13 protein-coding genes and 2 tRNA genes are annotated in these 19,239 nt (G+C 38.1%); 6 read left to right on the top strand and 9 right to left on the bottom strand.

What is annotated here, in order from left to right; all coding sequences use genetic code 11:
* The first annotated feature begins 55 nt into the window (after positions 1 to 55).
* On the top strand, positions 56 to 1,108 hold the full coding sequence (locus B5X51_RS08885) for a flavin-containing monooxygenase (protein WP_079720831.1): 1,053 nt from the start codon (positions 56 to 58) through the stop codon (positions 1,106 to 1,108).
* Between the two features lie 201 nt (positions 1,109 to 1,309).
* Here B5X51_RS08885 and B5X51_RS08880 read toward each other — a convergent pair.
* The 8 genes from B5X51_RS08880 to B5X51_RS08845 all read right to left on the bottom strand — a co-directional run bounded on the left by B5X51_RS08880 (position 1,310) and on the right by B5X51_RS08845 (position 7,342).
* Positions 1,310 to 1,384, bottom strand: a tRNA-Val gene (locus B5X51_RS08880).
* 95 nt (positions 1,385 to 1,479) lie between these two features.
* Positions 1,480 to 1,554 (bottom strand) — tRNA-Val (locus B5X51_RS08875).
* Between the two features lie 66 nt (positions 1,555 to 1,620).
* On the bottom strand, positions 1,621 to 2,811 hold the full coding sequence (locus B5X51_RS08870; RefSeq protein ID WP_079721121.1) for a bifunctional folylpolyglutamate synthase/dihydrofolate synthase: 1,191 nt from the start codon (positions 2,809 to 2,811) through the stop codon (positions 1,621 to 1,623).
* A 30-nt stretch (positions 2,812 to 2,841) separates the two neighbouring features.
* Positions 2,842 to 3,660, bottom strand: coding sequence for an energy transducer TonB (locus tag B5X51_RS08865; RefSeq protein ID WP_079720830.1), 819 nt, complete (start codon positions 3,658 to 3,660; stop codon positions 2,842 to 2,844).
* An 8-nt stretch (positions 3,661 to 3,668) separates the two neighbouring features.
* On the bottom strand, positions 3,669 to 4,061 hold the full coding sequence (locus B5X51_RS08860; protein WP_079720829.1) for an ExbD/TolR family protein: 393 nt from the start codon (positions 4,059 to 4,061) through the stop codon (positions 3,669 to 3,671).
* Between the two features lies 1 nt (position 4,062).
* The gene (locus tag B5X51_RS08855) at positions 4,063 to 4,764 is read right to left on the bottom strand and encodes a MotA/TolQ/ExbB proton channel family protein (protein WP_079720828.1); all 702 of its coding nucleotides are present in this window, start codon (positions 4,762 to 4,764) and stop codon (positions 4,063 to 4,065) included.
* Between the two features lie 221 nt (positions 4,765 to 4,985).
* Positions 4,986 to 6,212: a Glu/Leu/Phe/Val dehydrogenase dimerization domain-containing protein gene (locus B5X51_RS08850; RefSeq protein ID WP_079720827.1), complete on the bottom strand. Its 1,227-nt coding sequence runs from the start codon at positions 6,210 to 6,212 to the stop codon at positions 4,986 to 4,988.
* Between the two features lie 65 nt (positions 6,213 to 6,277).
* Positions 6,278 to 7,342, bottom strand: coding sequence for an anhydro-N-acetylmuramic acid kinase (locus B5X51_RS08845; protein WP_079720826.1), 1,065 nt, complete (start codon positions 7,340 to 7,342; stop codon positions 6,278 to 6,280).
* A 93-nt stretch (positions 7,343 to 7,435) separates the two neighbouring features.
* Between B5X51_RS08845 and B5X51_RS08840 the strand changes: the two genes are divergently transcribed.
* The 3 genes from B5X51_RS08840 to B5X51_RS08830 all read left to right on the top strand — a co-directional run bounded on the left by B5X51_RS08840 (position 7,436) and on the right by B5X51_RS08830 (position 14,804).
* Positions 7,436 to 8,578 carry an acyl-CoA dehydrogenase gene (locus B5X51_RS08840; RefSeq protein WP_079720825.1) on the top strand — a complete coding sequence of 381 codons (1,143 nt, stop codon included), beginning with the start codon at positions 7,436 to 7,438 and terminating at the stop codon, positions 8,576 to 8,578.
* A 239-nt stretch (positions 8,579 to 8,817) separates the two neighbouring features.
* Entirely contained in the window at positions 8,818 to 13,341 is a 4,524-nt protein-coding gene (gene gltB, locus B5X51_RS08835) for a glutamate synthase large subunit (protein ID WP_079720824.1), read from the top strand.
* Positions 13,342 to 13,343: 2 nt separating this feature from the next.
* Positions 13,344 to 14,804, top strand: coding sequence for a glutamate synthase subunit beta (locus B5X51_RS08830; RefSeq protein WP_079720823.1), 1,461 nt, complete (start codon positions 13,344 to 13,346; stop codon positions 14,802 to 14,804).
* A gap of 244 nt (positions 14,805 to 15,048) precedes the next feature.
* On the opposite strand, the gene B5X51_RS08825 is transcribed toward B5X51_RS08830, so the two are convergent.
* Positions 15,049 to 16,872: a T9SS type B sorting domain-containing protein gene (locus B5X51_RS08825; RefSeq protein WP_079720822.1), complete on the bottom strand. Its 1,824-nt coding sequence runs from the start codon at positions 16,870 to 16,872 to the stop codon at positions 15,049 to 15,051.
* Between the two features lie 131 nt (positions 16,873 to 17,003).
* Between B5X51_RS08825 and folE the strand changes: the two genes are divergently transcribed.
* The gene (gene folE, locus B5X51_RS08820) at positions 17,004 to 17,681 is read left to right on the top strand and encodes a GTP cyclohydrolase I FolE (RefSeq protein WP_079720821.1); all 678 of its coding nucleotides are present in this window, start codon (positions 17,004 to 17,006) and stop codon (positions 17,679 to 17,681) included.
* 38 nt (positions 17,682 to 17,719) lie between these two features.
* Positions 17,720 to 19,210 (top strand): cysteine--tRNA ligase, encoded by a 1,491-nt coding sequence (cysS, locus tag B5X51_RS08815; protein ID WP_079720820.1) that lies wholly within the window; start codon positions 17,720 to 17,722, stop codon positions 19,208 to 19,210.
* Positions 19,211 to 19,239 lie beyond the last annotated feature (29 nt).

Below are 19,239 nucleotides of genomic sequence, written 5' to 3'. Positions count from 1 at the left end.
TTAAACCTATATAACAGATAGAAATTAAAACTTACCTTTGCGAAAAACCCGATAAATGTTAGATTTTGTAATTGTTGGCGGAGCTCAAGCCGGACTTTCCATAGCTTATTATCTCAATCAACTTGGCAAAAGTTATACAATTTTAGATAAGGAAGAAGAAGTAGGTGCTTCATGGTTAAACCGTTGGGATTCTTTAAAACTCTTTACACCATCAGAATTCAATAATTTACCGGGGATGGCTTTTCCTGCAAAAAAGGGCTACTACCCTACTAAAGAAAATGTAGCTGAATACTTTAAAAACTATGTAGCTGATTTTAACATTGAAGTTCGTTTAAATACATTAGTGGAAAAGGTTGCCAAAGAAGATAACCACTTTATTCTGAAACATAAGAATGGTGAAATTAAATCCCGGAATGTAGTTATCGCTACCGGGCCGTTTCATATACCCTATACGCCTTCTTTTTCAAAAAAAATATCTAAAAAAGTGTTTCAGATTCATAGTAACTATTATAAAAATCCCAGTCAATTGCAGGAAGGGCCTGCGATGGTTGTAGGAGCTGGAGATTCTGGTTTTCAAATTTTAGATGAAGTCTCCCAAACGAACAGAACCACCTATTTTTCTGGAGCTACAGATGTGCGCGTACTTCCGCAGGAAATTTTAGGAAAAACCTTATGGTGGTGGTTTACCAAAATAGGATTTCTAAGTTTTAGCCGAAAAACCTGGCTGGGTAAAAAGCTGAGTAAGTCTAAACAACCTATTATTGGTACAGATGTTAAGGGCATTTTAAAAAGAGATAACGTGATACCTGTAGGGAAAACCAAAAATGCTAAAGATGAAATTATCGTTACCGAAAACCGTAAAATTGAAGAATTAAAAAATATAGTTTGGGCCACCGGCTATAGACCAAATTTTAGCTGGATTGAAGGTCTTGAGCTTACTAAAGACGGTTACCCAAAACATCATCGGGGCATAAGCAATATTGAAGGGCTTTATTTTATAGGTCTTCCCTGGCTACATACACGAGGCTCAGCAACTTTAGGCGGAATTAAAAAAGACGCACAATATCTTGCTAATTATATTGAAGCCGAAGAAAAAACGCTTGCCTAACAAAACCTCACAGGTTTTCAAAACCTGTGAGGTTTCTTTTTTAATATTTTGACTACAATTTTTGCTTAAACACAACAATTAGGCTTGATCCCAATTTTTGCTTAGTCCCCAACAATCATGCTTGATCCAAGTATATAAACGTAAAATTTCGGCATAAAAAATTCCCTAAAGTAGGTAAACTTTGGGATTTGGGAATAAAAGTGGGCGCGAAGGGATTCGAACCCCTGACCCCTTGGGTGTAAACCAAGTGCTCTGAACCAACTGAGCTACGCGCCCTTAATACTTTCAATAAAAATTAGTTTCTATAAAAAACTAAAAACTTTAGTAAGCTAAAAAAAGGCTCCGTTTTATAGAAACCTTTTGAATAGTAGTGGGCGCGAAGGGATTCGAACCCCTGACCCCTTGGGTGTAAACCAAGTGCTCTGAACCAACTGAGCTACGCGCCCTATTCTTGAATGCGGATGCAAATATAGACTAGTTTTTAATCTACACCAAGAAAAAAATTAAAAAAATTAAATTATTTCTGCAACGGTAAATGTGCTTCCACCTACATACACCAAGTCCTGATCTAAAGCTGCGTTTACGGCAGCAGCATAGGCTTCTGAAACAGAATTAAATACCTTCCCTTCCAACTCAAATTTGGAAGCTTTTTCCCGTAAAGTTTCGGCTTCCAATCCACGAGGGACTGCTGGTTTCGAAAAATAATAAGTCGCTGATTTTGGGAATAGTGTTAAGATATTTTCCAGATCTTTATCGTTTACCATTCCCAGAACTATATGTAAATGCTGAAATTTCTCATTTTTGAGTTGTTGAAACACCAGCTTTAAGCCTTCTGTATTATGTGCGGTATCGCAAATCACCCTGGGTTTCTCCTGTAATATATCCCAACGGCCTTGCAGAGATGTATGCAACTTCACACTATTAAGTCCGTTTTTAAGGCATTCTTCAGGAATATTCCAACCTTTTTCCCTTAAAACCTTTACAGCGGCGATTGCAGTCTTCATATTCTTATTTTGATAATCTCCTTTAAGATCGGTATGATAGGTGGGTATTTCTAAGTCCTGGGCAAAATATATAGTAGAGTTATGCTTTAGCGCTTCTTCTTTAAAAACACCGGTAGTTTCTTTTTGTGTTTCGCCAATTATTACCGGAATATTATCCTTTATAATTCCTGCTTTTTCCCGGGCTATTTCAGGAATTGAATCGCCTAAAAATGCCGTATGATCTAATCCTATATTGGTAATAACAGAAACATCTGGTGTAATAATGTTTGTAGAATCTAAACGACCGCCCAAACCTACTTCTATAATAGCAATATCTACTTTTACTCTGGAAAAATAATCGAAAGCCATTCCTACGGTCATTTCAAAAAAAGAAAGCTTATTTTCGATTATAAAATCTTTGTTTGCATTGATAAAGCTTACTACAGATTTCTTCGGAATAAATTTCCCGTTGACCTTAATTCGTTCACGGAAATCTTTTAAATGCGGTGAGGTATACAAACCCACCTTATAACCGGCTTCCTGAAATACCGAAGCCAACATATGGCTGGTAGAACCTTTGCCATTGGTGCCGGCAATATGAACCGATTTAAAATTTTTATGCGGATTATTTAAATATTCTGCAAGTTTAACGGTACGCGAAAGATCTTTTTTGAATGCCTGCGCACCTACTCTTTGGTACATAGGCAACTGTTGAAACATCCATTCAACAGTTTCGGTATATACATCCACTTATTCCGAGAGTTTAAAGTTATAAATAATAGTTCCAACCTGGCGTGAAGGTGCATTACTGTCACTGTTAAAGCGAGTAGCCATCGCCGCTCTTCTTGCGGGATCTGTCAAACAGGCTGCGCTGTTTGTGGTTCCTTTTACACCGGGCGTGGCGTTAATTACCTGCCCATTTTGATTAACTTCTATACGAACTACCACAATTCCAGACTCATTACAATCCTGAACAAATTTTTCTTTATTTAAAGCCCTTCTTCCACCTAAACGGTAATTACCGTCTCCATCCAGGCCAGAACCACTTCCGTAGTAAGAGCTGGCATTGGGATCACCATCTGGATCTCCTTTATCCCCGGCCTGACTATCGTTGCCTTCCCCTCCACTTTCGGTTCCCGATCTTTCGGGGCCGTTTAAAATGCTACTCATAGCATCGGTAGTAGATTGATCTGGCTTTGGTTCTGGCTTTTTAGCCGGTGGTTGTTCTTTAGGCTCTTCCGGTTTCTTCTCTTCTACCGGTTTCGGTTCTTTCTTTTCTTCAATAACAGGAGCTTCTTCTATTTCCTGGGTAACCACTTCCTCTTCAATTACAGGTTCCGGTTGCGTTTGTGTTTCAGGAACGGTAGTTTGCTGAGGAGCAGATTTTACCGGCTCGGTAGGTTGTTCATTTCCTGAGCCAACTTCTGAAGTTCCAAAATTTATAGCAATGCCACTCTCTGGTGGCGGATCTAAATATTTAAAGCCTAACAGAAATAATAATGCAATTAACAGCACGTGTAAAATGACCGTGATGGTAAAAGATTTTTTTTCGTGCCTGGTGTCTAACATAATTAGATTTATTCGGGTTTAACCGCTAAAACGATTTTATAACTATTTCGGTTAGCTATATCCATAACATTTACTGCCTTCTCTATAGGCACACCTTCTTCTGCCCTTAAAATAATGGTTGGCTTTTCTTTGCCTGCCAGTTTAGTTTTTAAAGTACTTTCTAATGCTGACTGCGTGATACGCTGATCGTCCACATAGAATTGAAGGTCTTTGGTTATACTCACCGATACATTTTGAACGCTGGTAGTTTTTCCTTTTGCCTTTGGAAGTATTAGATCTAAAGCTTCTGGAGTAATTACCGGCGAGGTGAGCATAAAAAAGATCAACAACAGAAAAACAATATCTGTCATTGAGCTCATACTGAACTCGGGGCTTACTTTATTTCTTCCTCTTAAATTCATATTAAGCGGGCTCGTTTAACAGGTCAAGGAAATCTACCGCGGTAGCTTCCATTTGATGCACTACTTTATCGGTTTTCACCACTAAATGGTTATAACCTATATAAGCGATAATACCTACAATAAGTCCGGCAACGGTTGTGGTCATTGCAGTATAAATACCTTCTGCAAGCGCTCCCATTTGAGCCTGGCCACTACTGGTTGCCAATTCATGAAAAGCAATTACCATACCTATTACTGTACCCAAAAAACCAATCATTGGTGCTGCACCTGCAATAGTCGCTAAGATACTAACGTTTTTTTCCAGCTTATACACTTCTAATCTACCTGCATTTTCTATGGCTGTATTGATGTCTTCTAGCGGGCTTCCAATTCTGGAAATACCCTTTTCAGTTAAACGGGCTACAGGAGAATCACTTTGTGCACATCGCATTTTAGCCGATTCTATATTTCCGTTTAAAACATTGTCCTTTATTTGAAGCATAAAATTCTTATCTACCTGGCTGGCCGATTTTATAGCAAAAAGCCTTTCAAAATAAATATACACTGCCGCAAATAGCAGAATAAAAAGAATAAGGATAATAATTTGGCCTCCAAGGCCTCCACTAAGCATTAAATCGAATAAAGACAGGGTTTTTTCTTCTACTATTGGCTCTGCCTCCTGGGCGGCCTCGGCAACGCCGTCCTGCTGAAAAAAGTATAGCATAGGTTTCTATTAGGGTTTTTAATGTAACGTGATAAACCAGATTTAATTGTGAATCAAATTTAGTAAAATAATCAGCAGTGCAAACTGGTTTATCCCAATTGGGAATTATTTATTTTTTGAAGATGAATTTCATTAAAACCTATGCATAAAAAAATCCCGCTCGAAAGCAGGATTTTCAGGAATAATCTTAATCAACTAAAATTACAAGATTAATCAAAAACTTAAACCAATTGCTTCAGCGCTACTTCAAAGGCTGTTTTGCTGATATTGGTTTTGCCACTATTATTATCGTAAGTATTTTGAATAGCATTTTTAATGGTCATTGAAGTGTCATTAAAAATGGACTCATCGGTCATTTGTACTCTTCTTTCCATAAAATAAGCAAAAACTCTCGCCATCCCGCAGTTTGCAATAAAATCTGGGATTAGGCTAACTTTCTCATCGGTAGACTCCATAATAGAGCCAAAGAAGATTTCCTTATCGGCAAAAGGCACATTGGCGCCACTGCTAATCACCTCTAATTTTCTCTCAATAAGGCCATTAATTTGATCCTGGGTAATTAACCTGGAAGCGGCACAAGGTGCAAAAATTTCGGCATCAAGTTCCCAAATCTTCTTATTAATTTCTTCAAAAGGAATTAAATTATCGTGCTTAATGGTATTTCCCTCCTTATTAAGAAAAAGCTCCTTAATTTCTTCAAAAGTAAATCCATCTTCATTAATTAAACCACCAACACGGTCTATTATACCTACTACCTTAACACCCATTTGTGCCAGGTAATAAGCCGCGGCAGAACCTACATTTCCAAAGCCCTGCACAATGGCTCTTTTTTCTGTTACATCACCACCATAAATATTATAATAATGCTTAACCGATTCGGCTACTCCGTAACCGGTAATCATATCTGCAACAGTGTACTTTCGGGTTACATCTGGAGAAAAATGAGTGTTTTCCAACACCTTAATCACCCCCTGGCGCAACTGGCCAATTCTATTAATTTTATCGGCCTCACTAGGTTTAAAGTGCCCATTAAAAACACCTTCTTGTGGATGCCATACTCCGCAATCTTCGGTAATAGGAATTACTTCATTAATTTCATCTACATTTAAATCGCCACCGGTACCGTAATAACTCTTTAATAAAGGAGAAACCGCTTTATACCAGCGTTCCAGAACACCTTTCTTACGCGGATCTTTAGGATCGAAATTTATACCCGATTTAGCTCCTCCTATAGGCGGGCCAGAAACGGTAAATTTCACTTCCATAGTTTTAGCTAGCGAAAGCACTTCATTTTGATCCAAACCTTCACGCATTCTTGTACCACCACCGGCAGCACCACCACGTAAAGAATTGATTACCGTCCAACCCTCAGCTTCCGTTTCAGAATCCTTCCAGTTGAAAACGATTTCGGGTTCTTTATTTTCGTATAATTTTAATAATTCCTTCATTTATACTCTAATTTTTCGCAAATATATAAACTAATCGATATATTTTTATTTTTTCGGCAAAAATATCAAATTTCGTAAATCACTCCCGATGAATGATCTTTTTTAGCACCGGTAACCGATTTTAATACATTTACCTCATCACGAAGTTTTAAAACTCCCAGCAGACCAAAAATTAAGGCTTCCTTATAATTAATAATCTCTTCGGAAGGAATTGTGAAATGACAGTTGGATTCACTTTTTAAAAGACGCATTAAAAAGTTATTAAATGTACCACCACCTGTCATTAACACCTTAGATTCAGGGTTATCGTCCAGGGATTTTGCAATTTGTTGAGCAACATGTAGTGTATAGGTATAAAGAATATCGGGAATGATATCTTCATATTTCTTAAGGATTGGAAAAACTGTAGACTTCACCCACTCTATTCCTAAAGATTTAGGTGGTTGTTGTGCATAGAAAGAAAGTTTGCTCAATTCTTCCAGTAAAGTTTCATTTAGCTCACCGGTAGCGGCTAATTTTCCACCTTCATCAAATTCCTTCCCCAGTTTTTTGGAATAGTAGTTTAACACGGTATTTACAGCACAAATATCATAGGCCAGACGTTGGCCATTTCTATCGGTAGAAATATTTGCGAATCCGCCTAAATTCGCACAATACTTATAATCTGAAAAAAGTAATTGATCTCCAATAGGAACAAGCGGCGCTCCTTGCCCTCCAAGCATTACATCCTGAACCCTAAAGTCACATATTACAGTTTGCCCGGAGAGATAAGAGATTTCAGGTAAATTCCCAATTTGCAGGGTGTAATTGTTTTCAGGTTCATGCTTAATAGTATGACCATGACTACAAATTACATCTATATCTTTTATTTGATGAGTTTCAATAAAGCGCGAAATAATACCTGCCAAAAAATTAGTGTATTTTTTATTAAGCTCACCTAAGTGCTCTTCTGAATAATTAATGGCTTCAGCTAAAGTTTCCTGCCAATTTAACGGATAAGGAACTGTTTCAGCTTCTAGAATCTTATAATTCCAGGATTTTTTAAAATCAAAATTAACATACACCAAATCGATACCATCCAGGGAAGTTCCAGACATAACCCCAATAACTTTGTAGTCTACTTTTTTCATATTCGTAAAATTTATTAAACTAAATTGAAAATTACACACCAAAACTTTATCTTTGATGATCAAAATTAGATTTTTCTAAATTAAAATAATAATATGGATTTCAAACTTACAGAAGAACATATAATGATTCGCGATGCCGCGCGGGATTTTGCTAAAAACGAATTACTGCCCGGCGTGATAGAAAGAGACGAAAAACAAGAGTTTCCTTCAGAGCAAATTAAAAAGATGGGAGAGCTTGGTTTTCTTGGCATGATGGCTTCTCCTGAATTTGGCGGTGGCGGTATGGATACCATTTCTTACATTCTTGCAATGGAAGAAATTTCTAAAATAGACGCTTCTGCATCGGTAGTGATGTCGGTAAATAATTCTTTAGTTTGTTGGGGGCTTGACACCTATGGAAACCAGGAACAAAAAGAAAAATACCTTACTAAACTCACCACTGGGGAAAAACTTGGGGCATTTTGTCTTTCTGAACCCGAAGCCGGCAGTGATGCCACTTCACAGCGCACTACCGCTATAGATAAAGGTGACCATTACCTATTAAATGGAACAAAAAACTGGATTACCAATGGAAATTCGGCCGACTATTATATTGTAATTGCTCAAACCGACCGTGAGAAAAAACATAAAGGCATTAATGCATTTATTGTAGAAAAAGGAGTGGAAGGTTTTGAAATTGGGCCTAAAGAACAAAAAATGGGAATTCGCGGAAGCGATACGCATTCATTAAATTTCAATGATGTAAAAGTTCCCAAAGAAAACAGAATTGGCGAAGATGGCTTCGGTTTTAAATTCGCTATGAAAACACTTTCTGGAGGAAGAATTGGCATTGCAGCCCAGGCTCTTGGAATTGCTTCCGGTGCCTACGAGCTGGCTTTAGATTATTCTAAACAACGTAAAGCCTTTGGTACCGAAATTTGCAACCATCAGGCTATTGCTTTTAAACTAGCCGACATGTACACCTCTATTGAAGCCTCTAGACATCTGGTAATGAAAGCTGCCTGGGAAAAAGATCAGGGAGCAAACTACGACCTTACCGGCGCAATGGCTAAAGTATATGCTTCAAAAACAGCTATGGATGTCACTACCGAAGCAGTACAGGTACACGGTGGTAACGGTTATGTAAAAGAATACCACGTAGAACGCTTAATGCGTGATGCGAAGATTACCCAAATCTATGAAGGAACATCAGAAATTCAAAAAATTGTAATTTCCAGAGGTATTTTAAAAGACTAGTTCCTTACAATATCTCCTATAAAAAAGCCCGATTTTTATAAAATTGGGCTTTTTTATGCTTCATACATAGCTGCCTTATTTGTAAAATTTCTAATATAAAAGGGGGCAAATTATATAATTATCATTTATAACCATATTATTTGGTTTTACTGAATTTCTTCACACTTTACGCCACAAAAGCTTCATATTTTTTACCTAATTAGGTAATTTTGAAACGATAACTTAAGGACGAAAAGGACATGAAATTAAAAAAACAGGGGCTCTATTCACCCGAATTTGAGCATGATAATTGTGGCGCAGGGTTTATTTGTAATCTAAAAGGCAAAAGAACAAATGATATAATTCATAAAGCCTTAGACATTCTCATTCGGCTGGAACACAGAGGCGCAGTAAGTGCCGATGGAAAGACGGGTGATGGTGCTGGTATTCTAATAGAAAAACCTCACGATTTTTTCAAAAAAACCTGTGAATTCAAGCTTCCAGATTTTAAAGAATATGCAGTTGGAATGGTTTTTCTTCCGCAGTCTAAAAATCAGCGTAAAATTTGCCGTGAAATACTTGAAGAAGAAATTATAAGACAGGGCCTTAACCTTATTGGTTGGCGTGAAGTACCCGTAAATCGTGCTTGTTTAGGAAGTATCGCTTCCTTATCTGAACCAAATGTGCAGCAAATATTTATAGGTAAAGGAGACGATGTCTCAGCCGAAAGTTTTAACGCTAAGTTATTTGCTGCCAGAAAAATCGCTGAACATAGAATAGAAAATTCAGAACTTTCTGAATCAGAATATTTTTACCTTCCAAGTTTATCAACCAATACCATTATATATAAAGGTTTGTTGATGCCACAGGATATTAATGTCTACTATCGTGACCTAAATGAACCAGAGGTAGTTACAAAGCTGGCATTGGTTCACCAGCGTTTCTCCACCAACACTTTCCCAACGTGGGATTTAGCACAACCTTTCCGTTATATGTGCCATAATGGAGAAATAAATACGCTACGCGGAAACCTAAGTAGAATGAAAGCCCGGGAAGAGCTTTTTGAAAGTGAGAAATTTGGAGAGGACCTAAAGGAGATTGTACCTATTGTTTCTAATGGGAAATCAGATTCTGCTTCTATGGATACTGTTCTGGAATTACTATTGCAAACTGGACGTTCCTTACCTGAAGCTATTATGATGATGGTGCCAGAAGCCTGGGAGAAAAATCCTTCTATGCAAGATGAGAAAAAGGCATTCTACGAATACAACTCCTGTATTATGGAGCCCTGGGATGGCCCCGCTTCTATTCCATTTACCGATGGAAATTATATTGGTGCACTTTTAGACCGTAATGGCCTAAGACCATCCCGATACACCTTAACCAAAGATGGTTATGTAATTATGTCTTCAGAAACCGGTGTATTGGAAATTCAACCTGATAACGTAGAACGCCACGGAAGATTAGAGCCGGGAAGAATGTTTTTGGTAGACATGAACGAGGGTCGAATTATTGAAGACCAGGAAGTTAAACAAAAAATAATTTCAGAAAGACCTTACCGTAAATGGTTAAACGAAAACCTGCTAAACTTATCTGAAGTTCCCTACACCGGGAATAAAACCCCCGTTGAGAAAATTGATATTCATAGCCGCCAAAAACTATTCGGCTATACCCAGGAAGATATTAAAACTATAATTACCCCAATGGCCACGCAGGGAAAAGAGGCAATTGGCTCTATGGGCGCAGATATTCCCCTGGCAGTTCTTTCAGATAAATCACAGTTGTTATTCAACTATTTTAAACAACTATTTGCCCAGGTAACCAATCCGCCTCTAGATGGAATTAGAGAAGAGATAGTTACCGATATTAGCCTTTCTATTGGAGAAGATCGAAATTTATTTGATATTCTACCCGAGCAGTCCAAGAAGCTAAGAATTCAAAATCCTGTTATTTCTAACGAGGACTTAGATAAAATAAAATATATAGAGCATCCCGATTTTAAGACTGCATCTATCTCAATTTTATATGAAGCCGAAAAAGGCCTTAATGGTCTTGAAACTCGTTTAGATGAAATTATTCACGAAATAAATGATGCTGTAGACGATGGTTGCAATGTGATTATCCTTACAGATAGAAATGCAGATCCTAAGTTGGCGCCAATTCCTTCACTTTTGGCTTGCTCATTTGTGCATCATCGTGTTAAAAAATACAACCGAAGATCTTCTTTTGGTATCGTAATAGAATCAGCCGAACCAAGAGAACCGCATCATTTTGCATTATTATTTGGTTACGGTGCCAGCGCGATTAACCCATATATGGTTAATGAAATTATTTACAACCTGGTTGAAGAAAAAGAAATTGAGATTGATGATCCTGAGGTTGCCGTAGAGAATTTTAATGTAGCCATTGGAAAAGGAATTGTGAAGATTATGAACAAGATTGGTATATCTACCCTTCACTCCTACCGTGGTGCTCAAATTTTTGAGATCCTGGGATTAAACCAAAAATTTGTAGATAAATATTTCACCAATACTCCAACCCGAATTGAAGGTATTGGATTATATGAAGTAGAAAAAGAAATTCAAAAACGTTTTGAAAACGCATTTAACACCAAGAAAACAGATACTAATCTTGATTTAGAAATTGGAGGAGATTATCGTTGGAGAAGAACAGGCGAAAGACATATGTTTAACCCCGCCAGTGTTGCTAAACTCCAGCAAGCCGTAAAACAAAACAGTACAAAAGCTTACGAAGAATATTCAAAATTAATAAATGACCAAAGCGAACGTTTAATGACGCTACGCGGAATGTTTAAATTCCGTGACTTAAATCCTATTTCTATTGATGAGGTAGAGCCCTGGACAGAGATAGTAAAACGTTTTAAAACCGGAGCGATGTCTTTTGGCTCCATAAGCAAAGAAGCTCACGAAAACCTTGCTGTTGCCATGAACCGTATGCAGGGAAAAAGTAACTCGGGAGAAGGTGGTGAAGACCCACAGCGTTTTCATAAAGATCTTGACGGAAACTGGAGAAACTCTGCCATTAAACAGGTAGCTTCGGGGAGATTTGGGGTTTCTATTAACTATTTAAGCAATGCGCAAGAAATTCAGATTAAAATGGCCCAGGGTGCAAAGCCCGGGGAAGGTGGACAATTACCGGGACCAAAAGTAAATCCCGATATTGCCAAAACCAGAAATTCCACTCCTTATGTAGGATTAATCTCACCACCGCCACACCACGATATTTATTCTATTGAAGATTTAGCGCAGCTGATATTTGACCTTAAAAATGCGAATCGTGAAGCTAGGATCAACGTAAAACTGGTTTCTAAAGTTGGCGTTGGAACTATTGCCGCCGGTGTTGCAAAAGCAAAAGCCGATGTGGTTTTAATTTCAGGATATGATGGTGGTACCGGAGCCTCTCCCCTAACCTCACTGCGTCACGCAGGTTTACCATGGGAACTTGGGATTGCCGAAGCTCAACAAACACTACTCATCAATAATCTTAGAAATAGAATTGTGGTAGAGTGTGACGGCCAGTTAAAAACCGGTCGGGATGTGGCTATCGCTGCTTTGCTAGGAGCCGAAGAATTTGGTTTCTCTACCGCCCCACTTGTAGCTTCTGGTTGTATTATGATGCGTGCCTGTCATTTAAATACCTGTCCCGTGGGAATTGCTACACAAGACCCTGAACTTCGTAAGAAATTTAAAGGTACCCCTGAAGATGTGATCAACTTTATGTATTTCATCGCACAGGAATTAAGACAAATAATGGCAGATCTTGGTTATAGAAGCATCAACGAAATGGTTGGTCAAAGTCAAAAGTTAGATATGAACCGGGCAATAGAACATTATAAAGCTCAGGGATTAGATCTTTCGAATATTCTCTATAAACCAAAGATAGATGAGGATATGCCGCTTTATAATACCGAAACCCAGGATCATAATCTTGACAATGTTTTGGATTTTGAAATTCTAAAACAAGCGCATCCGGCAATTTACCGAAAAGAAAAAATGAGCCTGGAATTCCCAATTAGTAATATTAATCGTACCACGGGCGCAATATTAAGTAACGAAATTTCAAAAATTCACGGAGCAAAAGGTTTGCCTAAAGGCACACTTACTTTAAATTTCACAGGTTCTGGCGGACAAAGTTTTGGAGCTTTTGCCACTAAAGGACTTACGATGAATATTAAAGGAAATTCTAACGATTATTTAGGGAAAGGACTTTCTGGAGCAACTTTAAGTGTTAGAAAACCAAAAGAAGCATCTTTCAAGTCTAACGAGAATGTGATTATTGGAAATGTTGCCCTTTATGGAGCTACAGACGGGGAAGCTTATATCAATGGAATTGGAGGTGAACGTTTTTGCGTTAGAAACTCTGGCGCAAAAGCAGTTGTTGAAGGAATTGGTGACCACGGTTGTGAATATATGACCGGTGGAATTGCTGTGATTTTAGGAACAATAGGAAGAAATTTTGCTGCTGGAATGAGCGGAGGAATTGCTTATATCTATAACCCCGATAACAGCCTGGATAATCATAATTTTAATATGGAAATGATTGGCTTAGAAGATCCTTCCGAAGAAAATAAAGAAGAACTAAAAGAGCTTATTGAAAATCATTATCGTTATACCGAAAGCGATGTCGCCAAAGAAATTCTTGAAAACTGGAAGGAGAATTCAGGAAAATTCATAAAAGTTATGCCTACAGAATTTAAAAGGGCGTTACAGAAAATGGAAGAAGAGAAAATGAAAAAAGAACAAAAAGAACTCAAAACAGCATAATTATGGGCAAGATAAGAGGTTTTATGGAATACGACCGTAAGGAGGAAGATACAGTAGCTGTTGAAAAACGAGTTAAAGATTATAAAGAGTTTACTAAAGAAATGTCGCCGGCAGAACTTGGCGATCAGGGAGCGCGTTGTATGGATTGCGGGATTCCGTTTTGTCACAGTGGCTGCCCCGTAGGAAATTTAATCCCGGATTTTAACCACGCGGTTTATAAAAACGATTGGAAAAAAGCGCTTACTATTTTACATGGAACGAATAATTTTCCAGAATTTACCGGGAGATTATGCCCCGCCCCTTGTGAATCTGCCTGCGTATTAGGAATTACAGATCCACCGGTTGCAATAGAACTTATTGAAAAATATATTGTAGAACGAGGATTTAAAGAAGGATGGATCACTCCAGAACCTCCAAACACCAGAACCGGAAAAACTGTAGTAGTTGTAGGATCTGGCCCTGCCGGGCTTGCAGCAGCACAACAGCTTAATCGTGCAGGCCACGAAGTAACCGTTTTTGAACGCGATAATAAAGTTGGCGGACTATTACGTTACGGAATACCCGATTTTAAAATGGAAAAACATGTGATTGACCGTCGTGTTAATGTCATGAAAGAAGAAGGAATTAAATTTGAAACCGGGGTTCACGTAGGTGAGAATTATGAAGCTGAAAAACTTAAAGAATTTGATGCTGTTGTACTTTGCGGTGGTGCTACCAAACGCAGAAACCTCCCTATTGAAGGAGCTGAAGGCGGAGGTATTATGCAGGCTATGGATTTTCTAAAAAACAACAACGAAGTTGTAGACGGTCTAAAAGATCTAACTGAAAATTATTCAGCTGAAGGTAAAAATGTAATAGTAATTGGTGGCGGTGATACCGGTTCTGACTGTGTAGGCACTTCAAATCGCCACGGAGCAAATTCGGTTACCAATTTTGAAATTATGCCGGTTCCCGGAGAACATAGAGACAAAGAAAATCCCTGGCCTTATTGGCCTTTCACCCTAAAAACCACTTCTTCTCACGAAGAAGGCGTGGAGCGTAATTGGAGCATTAACACCAAAGAATTTATTAGGGATAAAGAAGGGAATTTAAAAGCTTTAAAAACCGTAAATATAGAATGGGTAAAAGGTAAAAATGGAAGACCACAACTTAAGGAAGTTGAAGGCTCAGAAAAAGAGTGGCCTTGTGAGCTTGTACTCTTAGCTTTAGGTTTTACCGGCCCGGAAAAAACTTTAAGTGAGCAATTAGGTCTTGAGCTGGATAGCAGGACTAATATTAAAGGTGATACAGGTTACCAAACCAACGTACCAAACATTTTTACTGCTGGAGATATGCGCCGGGGACAATCTTTAATTGTTTGGGCAATTTCTGAAGGTCGTGAAGCCGCTTATCACGTAGATAAATATTTAATGGGAAAATCTATGTTACCAAGAAAAGGAGAAGGTGATCTACCCGCTGCTTAATTTGATTTTTAAATAAATTGTGTGAAAAAGGCTGTTTTAAAGTTTTATTACGTCAAGCTGAACTTGTTTCAGCTTCTAACAAGTTGAATTACTAACTATTTAGATCCTGAAACAAGTTCAGGAAGACGATTTTAGAAAACTTTAAAAACAGCCTTTTATCTTTTTTAAGAAAATAACCCCTCCGGCCTGCGGCCACCTCCCCTTAAAAAAAGGTGAGGAGCTCTGTTGATTTTCTATCAATTTATTATCTTTTTAATGTAAAATTAGCCCCAAAATGATCACGAGTTCCATCCAACATTTCAAACTCTACTCTAAACCAATAATCATCTGCGGGTAGGGACCGGCCGTTATAAGTACCATCCCAGCCCTGGCCACCCGGCGACAATTCCTTTAATAGTTTTCCATAACGATCAAAAATATAAAGTTTTAAGATTTTAATCTCAGCGGTATCAGCAATACTCCAGGTATCATTATATCCATCGGCATTCGGGGTAAAAAATCTTGGATAACCTACCAGGAAAAACTTTTCAGAAGTTGTAATTCCGCAGCCATTTATCTCACGGGCACTAAGAGTATGATAACCGGGATTTAGGTTTCTAAAAACCGGATTTTTTCGCCAGCGCCCTTCATCTAAACGATATTCATAAGTAGTTCCCTCACCGGGACCGGGTATGGCTTCCGCAGTAACCACATAACCTCCTGTAAAATCGGTTCCTTCAATTTCAAACAGTACACTTTCGGGCTTGGAATAGACAGTAAGAACTGTTTGAAAGCTTACTTTGCAACCCGACTTAGAATTTGCAACAATAAGCTCTATAGATTTTGCTTCGGGAACTTCAGTTAGCTCGAGCACCGCGTTAGTACTAATCAAGTTACCTTCTTCAAACCATTGATAAGTATAATTACCCCCTAAATCTTCCCCTATTTTAGTTTGTCTGGCAATATCGCCATTAAGATCTACGCAAACTATAGTTTCTTCTGGAAGGTAGTTTTCAGGAAGCAGTTCTATCTCTGCATTAAATGAAACAGGTTCTGAAAGGCAACTACTCTCAACTCCCTCTACCTGAGCAAAAAATTCAGTGTTAGTATCCAACGGAAATGCTGTGGGATTTCCAATAGGATTTTCGGCTCCAAACTCCTCTAAAGATGTATAAAAGCTCACTCTATAATTTTCTTCGGAAGTATTTCCAGCCAATATTTCTTTTGAAGCCAACGTAAGATCTATAGTAGTTTGATTGGGATCACATACATATAAATCTGTTGGAGTATTTGCTATAGGTTCAGGCTTAAATTCTACGCTTACAAAATCTTCGGTAATATTAGCTAAGTTATCGGTAACAATTACTTTATACTCACCTTCTTCATCTACCTCCAAATATGCTTCATTTTCTCCTTCTAAGACTTTAAATTCACCTTCAACTTTTTTAAACCATTTATAGCTTTCGGCAAACAGTATAGTGCCGTCAAGAATTATGGTTTCACCCTGGCAGGCAAAAACTTCATCCTCCAGGCCGTTTGTAAAACAATCTGTTGCCCCGGCTCCGGTCTCATTAATATTTTCTTGTTCCAGTTTAATATAACCGGGATCTCCTCTAAAATTTGTAATAATTACCACATAAATTTCCCCAACTTCGGCAGCCTCTAACTGTAAGGTCTCAACAGCTTTATTAGAATAAGAACTGCTTACTAAGTTTTCCTCACTAAGCATATTATAATCACAAATATCATCACCTTGAGAAAAAGGTCCCCAAACAACATAATCCACATCAAGCTCAACTCCGCTTCCATCTGCATTTTCTGTTTGAGAGATTACAAAATCAAGATTACCGGCCTGGCCTATTTGGAGAAAATACCAACTTGGATAAGGTTGCGCAAGAAGCTCACCATAATAAGGTCCGGCTTCTGCTTCGGTCACAGCGCTATTAGCTGTATTACTATTTTCAAAAACCAACTCATCTCCAGCACAAAAAGGCTCAATTTGACTGCATACTTCTCCCTGGGCGAAAATCACCTCCACACTTCCGTAAACAAGGAATAGCAAAAAAAGAAGAAGTGATTTTTGTTTCATAAGAGCTATTAGAAATTACAAAATAACAAATATCCCTTTAATCCCTGGCCCCTAAGATTACATAAAAACCTATTAAATACGTATCTTTGCAAGCCAAACAATCTGTTTACGACTATTATTGTAAAAACGGTATGAAAATAGACAAAATTTTGAATGAAATTGATGAGCAGGGAGATGCCCATGCGGGAAGCAGTGCAGAAAATCCTATTCGTGAAGATGCTTTTGAACTGAGTGATATTGAAAAAGTAGCGCTCATCAATAAAGATGTAAAAAAAATCATGGAGACTTTAGGACTTGACCTCACTGATGATAGCCTAAAAGGAACTCCACAACGTGTTGCAAAAATGTTTGTGAATGAAATTTTTGCAGGATTAAATCCGGATAAAAAGCCCATTGCATCAACCTTTGAAAATAAATATAAATATGGTGAAATGTTGGTAGAAAAGAATATCACTGTATATTCTACCTGCGAGCATCATTTACTTCCAATAGTTGGAAAAGCACACGTGGCCTACATTTCTAAAGGTCGTGTAATTGGTCTTTCTAAAATGAACCGTATTGTAGATTATTTCGCAAAAAGACCACAGGTACAGGAGCGAATGACGATGCAAATTGTTCAGGAATTACAAAAAGCCCTGGGCACTCCAGATGTTGCTTGCGTGGTAGATGCCAAGCACCTTTGTGTGAACAGCCGCGGAATTAGAGATATAGACAGTAGCACCGTAACCAGTGAATTTGGCGGGGCTTTCAAGGAGCAATCTGTAAAAAGAGAATTTCTTGACTATATAAAACTAGACACTACTTTTTAAATAATTTCTATTTCTTAACAATCAACAACTAACTATCTATGGCGCTTTACCAGGAACAAAGCTTAAAAATGTACAATTCTATGAGCGGGGAAAAAGAGATTTTTAAACCGCTAAACGAAGGAAATGTTGGAATGTATGTTTGCGGCCCAACCGTATATAGTAATGTTCATTTAGGTAATTGCCGAACTTTTATCTCTTTTGATCTTGTGTTTCGTTACTTAAAGCATTTGGGATATAAAGTAAGATATGTAAGAAATATTACCGATGCCGGCCACCTTGAAAATGATGCCGATAGCGGGGAAGATAGAATAGCCAAAAAAGCACGTTTAGAACAAATAGAACCTATGGAAGTGGTGCAACGCTACACTATAGATTTTCATAATATCTTACAGAAATTCAACAATTTACCGCCAAGCATAGAGCCTACGGCTACCGGCCATATTGTAGAGCAAATTGAGATCATTAAAACCATCATTGAAAAGGGTTTTGCCTACGAGGTAAATGGATCGGTTTATTTTGATGTAAAGAAATTCAATGAAACCAACCATTATGGCAAGCTAAGCGGGAGGGATATAGAAAATATGATCGCTAATACCCGTGAACTTGCCGCACAAAGTGATAAGAAAAATCCGCAGGATTTTGCACTTTGGAAAAAAGCCGAACCACAGCATATTATGCGCTGGCCTTCGCCGTGGAGTGATGGTTTTCCAGGTTGGCATTTAGAGTGTACGGTAATGAGTACAAAATATTTGGGTGAAGAATTTGATATTCACGGTGGCGGAATGGATCTTAAATTTCCACACCATGAATGTGAAATTGCCCAGGGAGAAGCAGCTACCGGTAAAAACCCGGTGCATTACTGGCTGCACGCCAATATGCTTACCTTAAACGGCAAGAAAATGGCAAAAAGCACCGGAAATAATATTCTTCCGGAAGAAATTTTTTCTGGAAACAATGATATTTTAGACAAAGCATTTTCACCCAATGTGACCCGATTTTTCATGCTTCAGGCGAATTATCGAAGCATTCTGGATTTTTCAGACGAAGCATTAAAAGCAAGCGAAAAAGGATTTAACCGATTAATGGATGCCTACCACGCGATAGATGAGCTTCCCGTTTCAGATAAATCCAGCGTAGATATTAAAAGCTGGAAACAGTCTTGCTACGATGCGATGAACGATGATTTTAACAGCCCGATTTTAATCGCTAAGCTTTTTGATGCGGTTAAAATGATCAACAATATCAAGGAAGAAGCAGCCACAATTACTACTGAAGATAAAGACGAATTGCAAAAAACAATGTCGGCTTTTATGTTTGACGTTTTAGGCCTTTTAGACAAAGTTTCTGAAAATAATGATACTTCAGATAAGCTTTCTTCAACTATTGAATTGCTGATAAAACTCCGAGCCGAAGCAAGAAACAATAAAGATTTTGCTTTAAGTGATCAAATTAGAGATCAATTGCAGGAAATGGGTATTCAGCTTAAAGACGGTAAAGAAGGCACTACTTTCAGCATAACACCGGCATGATACTGGACGCAAAAATGGCAAGAATTAGA

Origin of the sequence: Salegentibacter holothuriorum (genome assembly GCF_900168045.1) — a bacterium.
GTDB lineage: Bacteria > Bacteroidota > Bacteroidia > Flavobacteriales > Flavobacteriaceae > Salegentibacter > Salegentibacter holothuriorum.
Note: the sequence above shows the minus strand (reverse complement) of the source record. Positions and strands in the feature narration are given on the sequence as shown.

Coding starts and splice junctions, on each gene's coding strand:
- B5X51_RS08885 (WP_079720831.1), top strand. CDS start 56: ATGTTAGATTTTGTAATTGTTGGCGGAGCTCAAGCCGGACTTTCCATA.
- B5X51_RS08870 (WP_079721121.1), bottom strand. CDS start 2,811: ATGTTTCAACAGTTGCCTATGTACCAAAGAGTAGGTGCGCAGGCATTC.
- B5X51_RS08865 (WP_079720830.1), bottom strand. CDS start 3,660: ATGTTAGACACCAGGCACGAAAAAAAATCTTTTACCATCACGGTCATT.
- B5X51_RS08860 (WP_079720829.1), bottom strand. CDS start 4,061: ATGAATTTAAGAGGAAGAAATAAAGTAAGCCCCGAGTTCAGTATGAGC.
- B5X51_RS08855 (WP_079720828.1), bottom strand. CDS start 4,764: ATGCTATACTTTTTTCAGCAGGACGGCGTTGCCGAGGCCGCCCAGGAG.
- B5X51_RS08850 (WP_079720827.1), bottom strand. CDS start 6,212: ATGAAGGAATTATTAAAATTATACGAAAATAAAGAACCCGAAATCGTT.
- B5X51_RS08845 (WP_079720826.1), bottom strand. CDS start 7,342: ATGAAAAAAGTAGACTACAAAGTTATTGGGGTTATGTCTGGAACTTCC.
- B5X51_RS08840 (WP_079720825.1), top strand. CDS start 7,436: ATGGATTTCAAACTTACAGAAGAACATATAATGATTCGCGATGCCGCG.
- gltB (WP_079720824.1), top strand. CDS start 8,818: ATGAAATTAAAAAAACAGGGGCTCTATTCACCCGAATTTGAGCATGAT.
- B5X51_RS08830 (WP_079720823.1), top strand. CDS start 13,344: ATGGGCAAGATAAGAGGTTTTATGGAATACGACCGTAAGGAGGAAGAT.
- B5X51_RS08825 (WP_079720822.1), bottom strand. CDS start 16,872: ATGAAACAAAAATCACTTCTTCTTTTTTTGCTATTCCTTGTTTACGGA.
- folE (WP_079720821.1), top strand. CDS start 17,004: ATGAAAATAGACAAAATTTTGAATGAAATTGATGAGCAGGGAGATGCC.
- cysS (WP_079720820.1), top strand. CDS start 17,720: ATGGCGCTTTACCAGGAACAAAGCTTAAAAATGTACAATTCTATGAGC.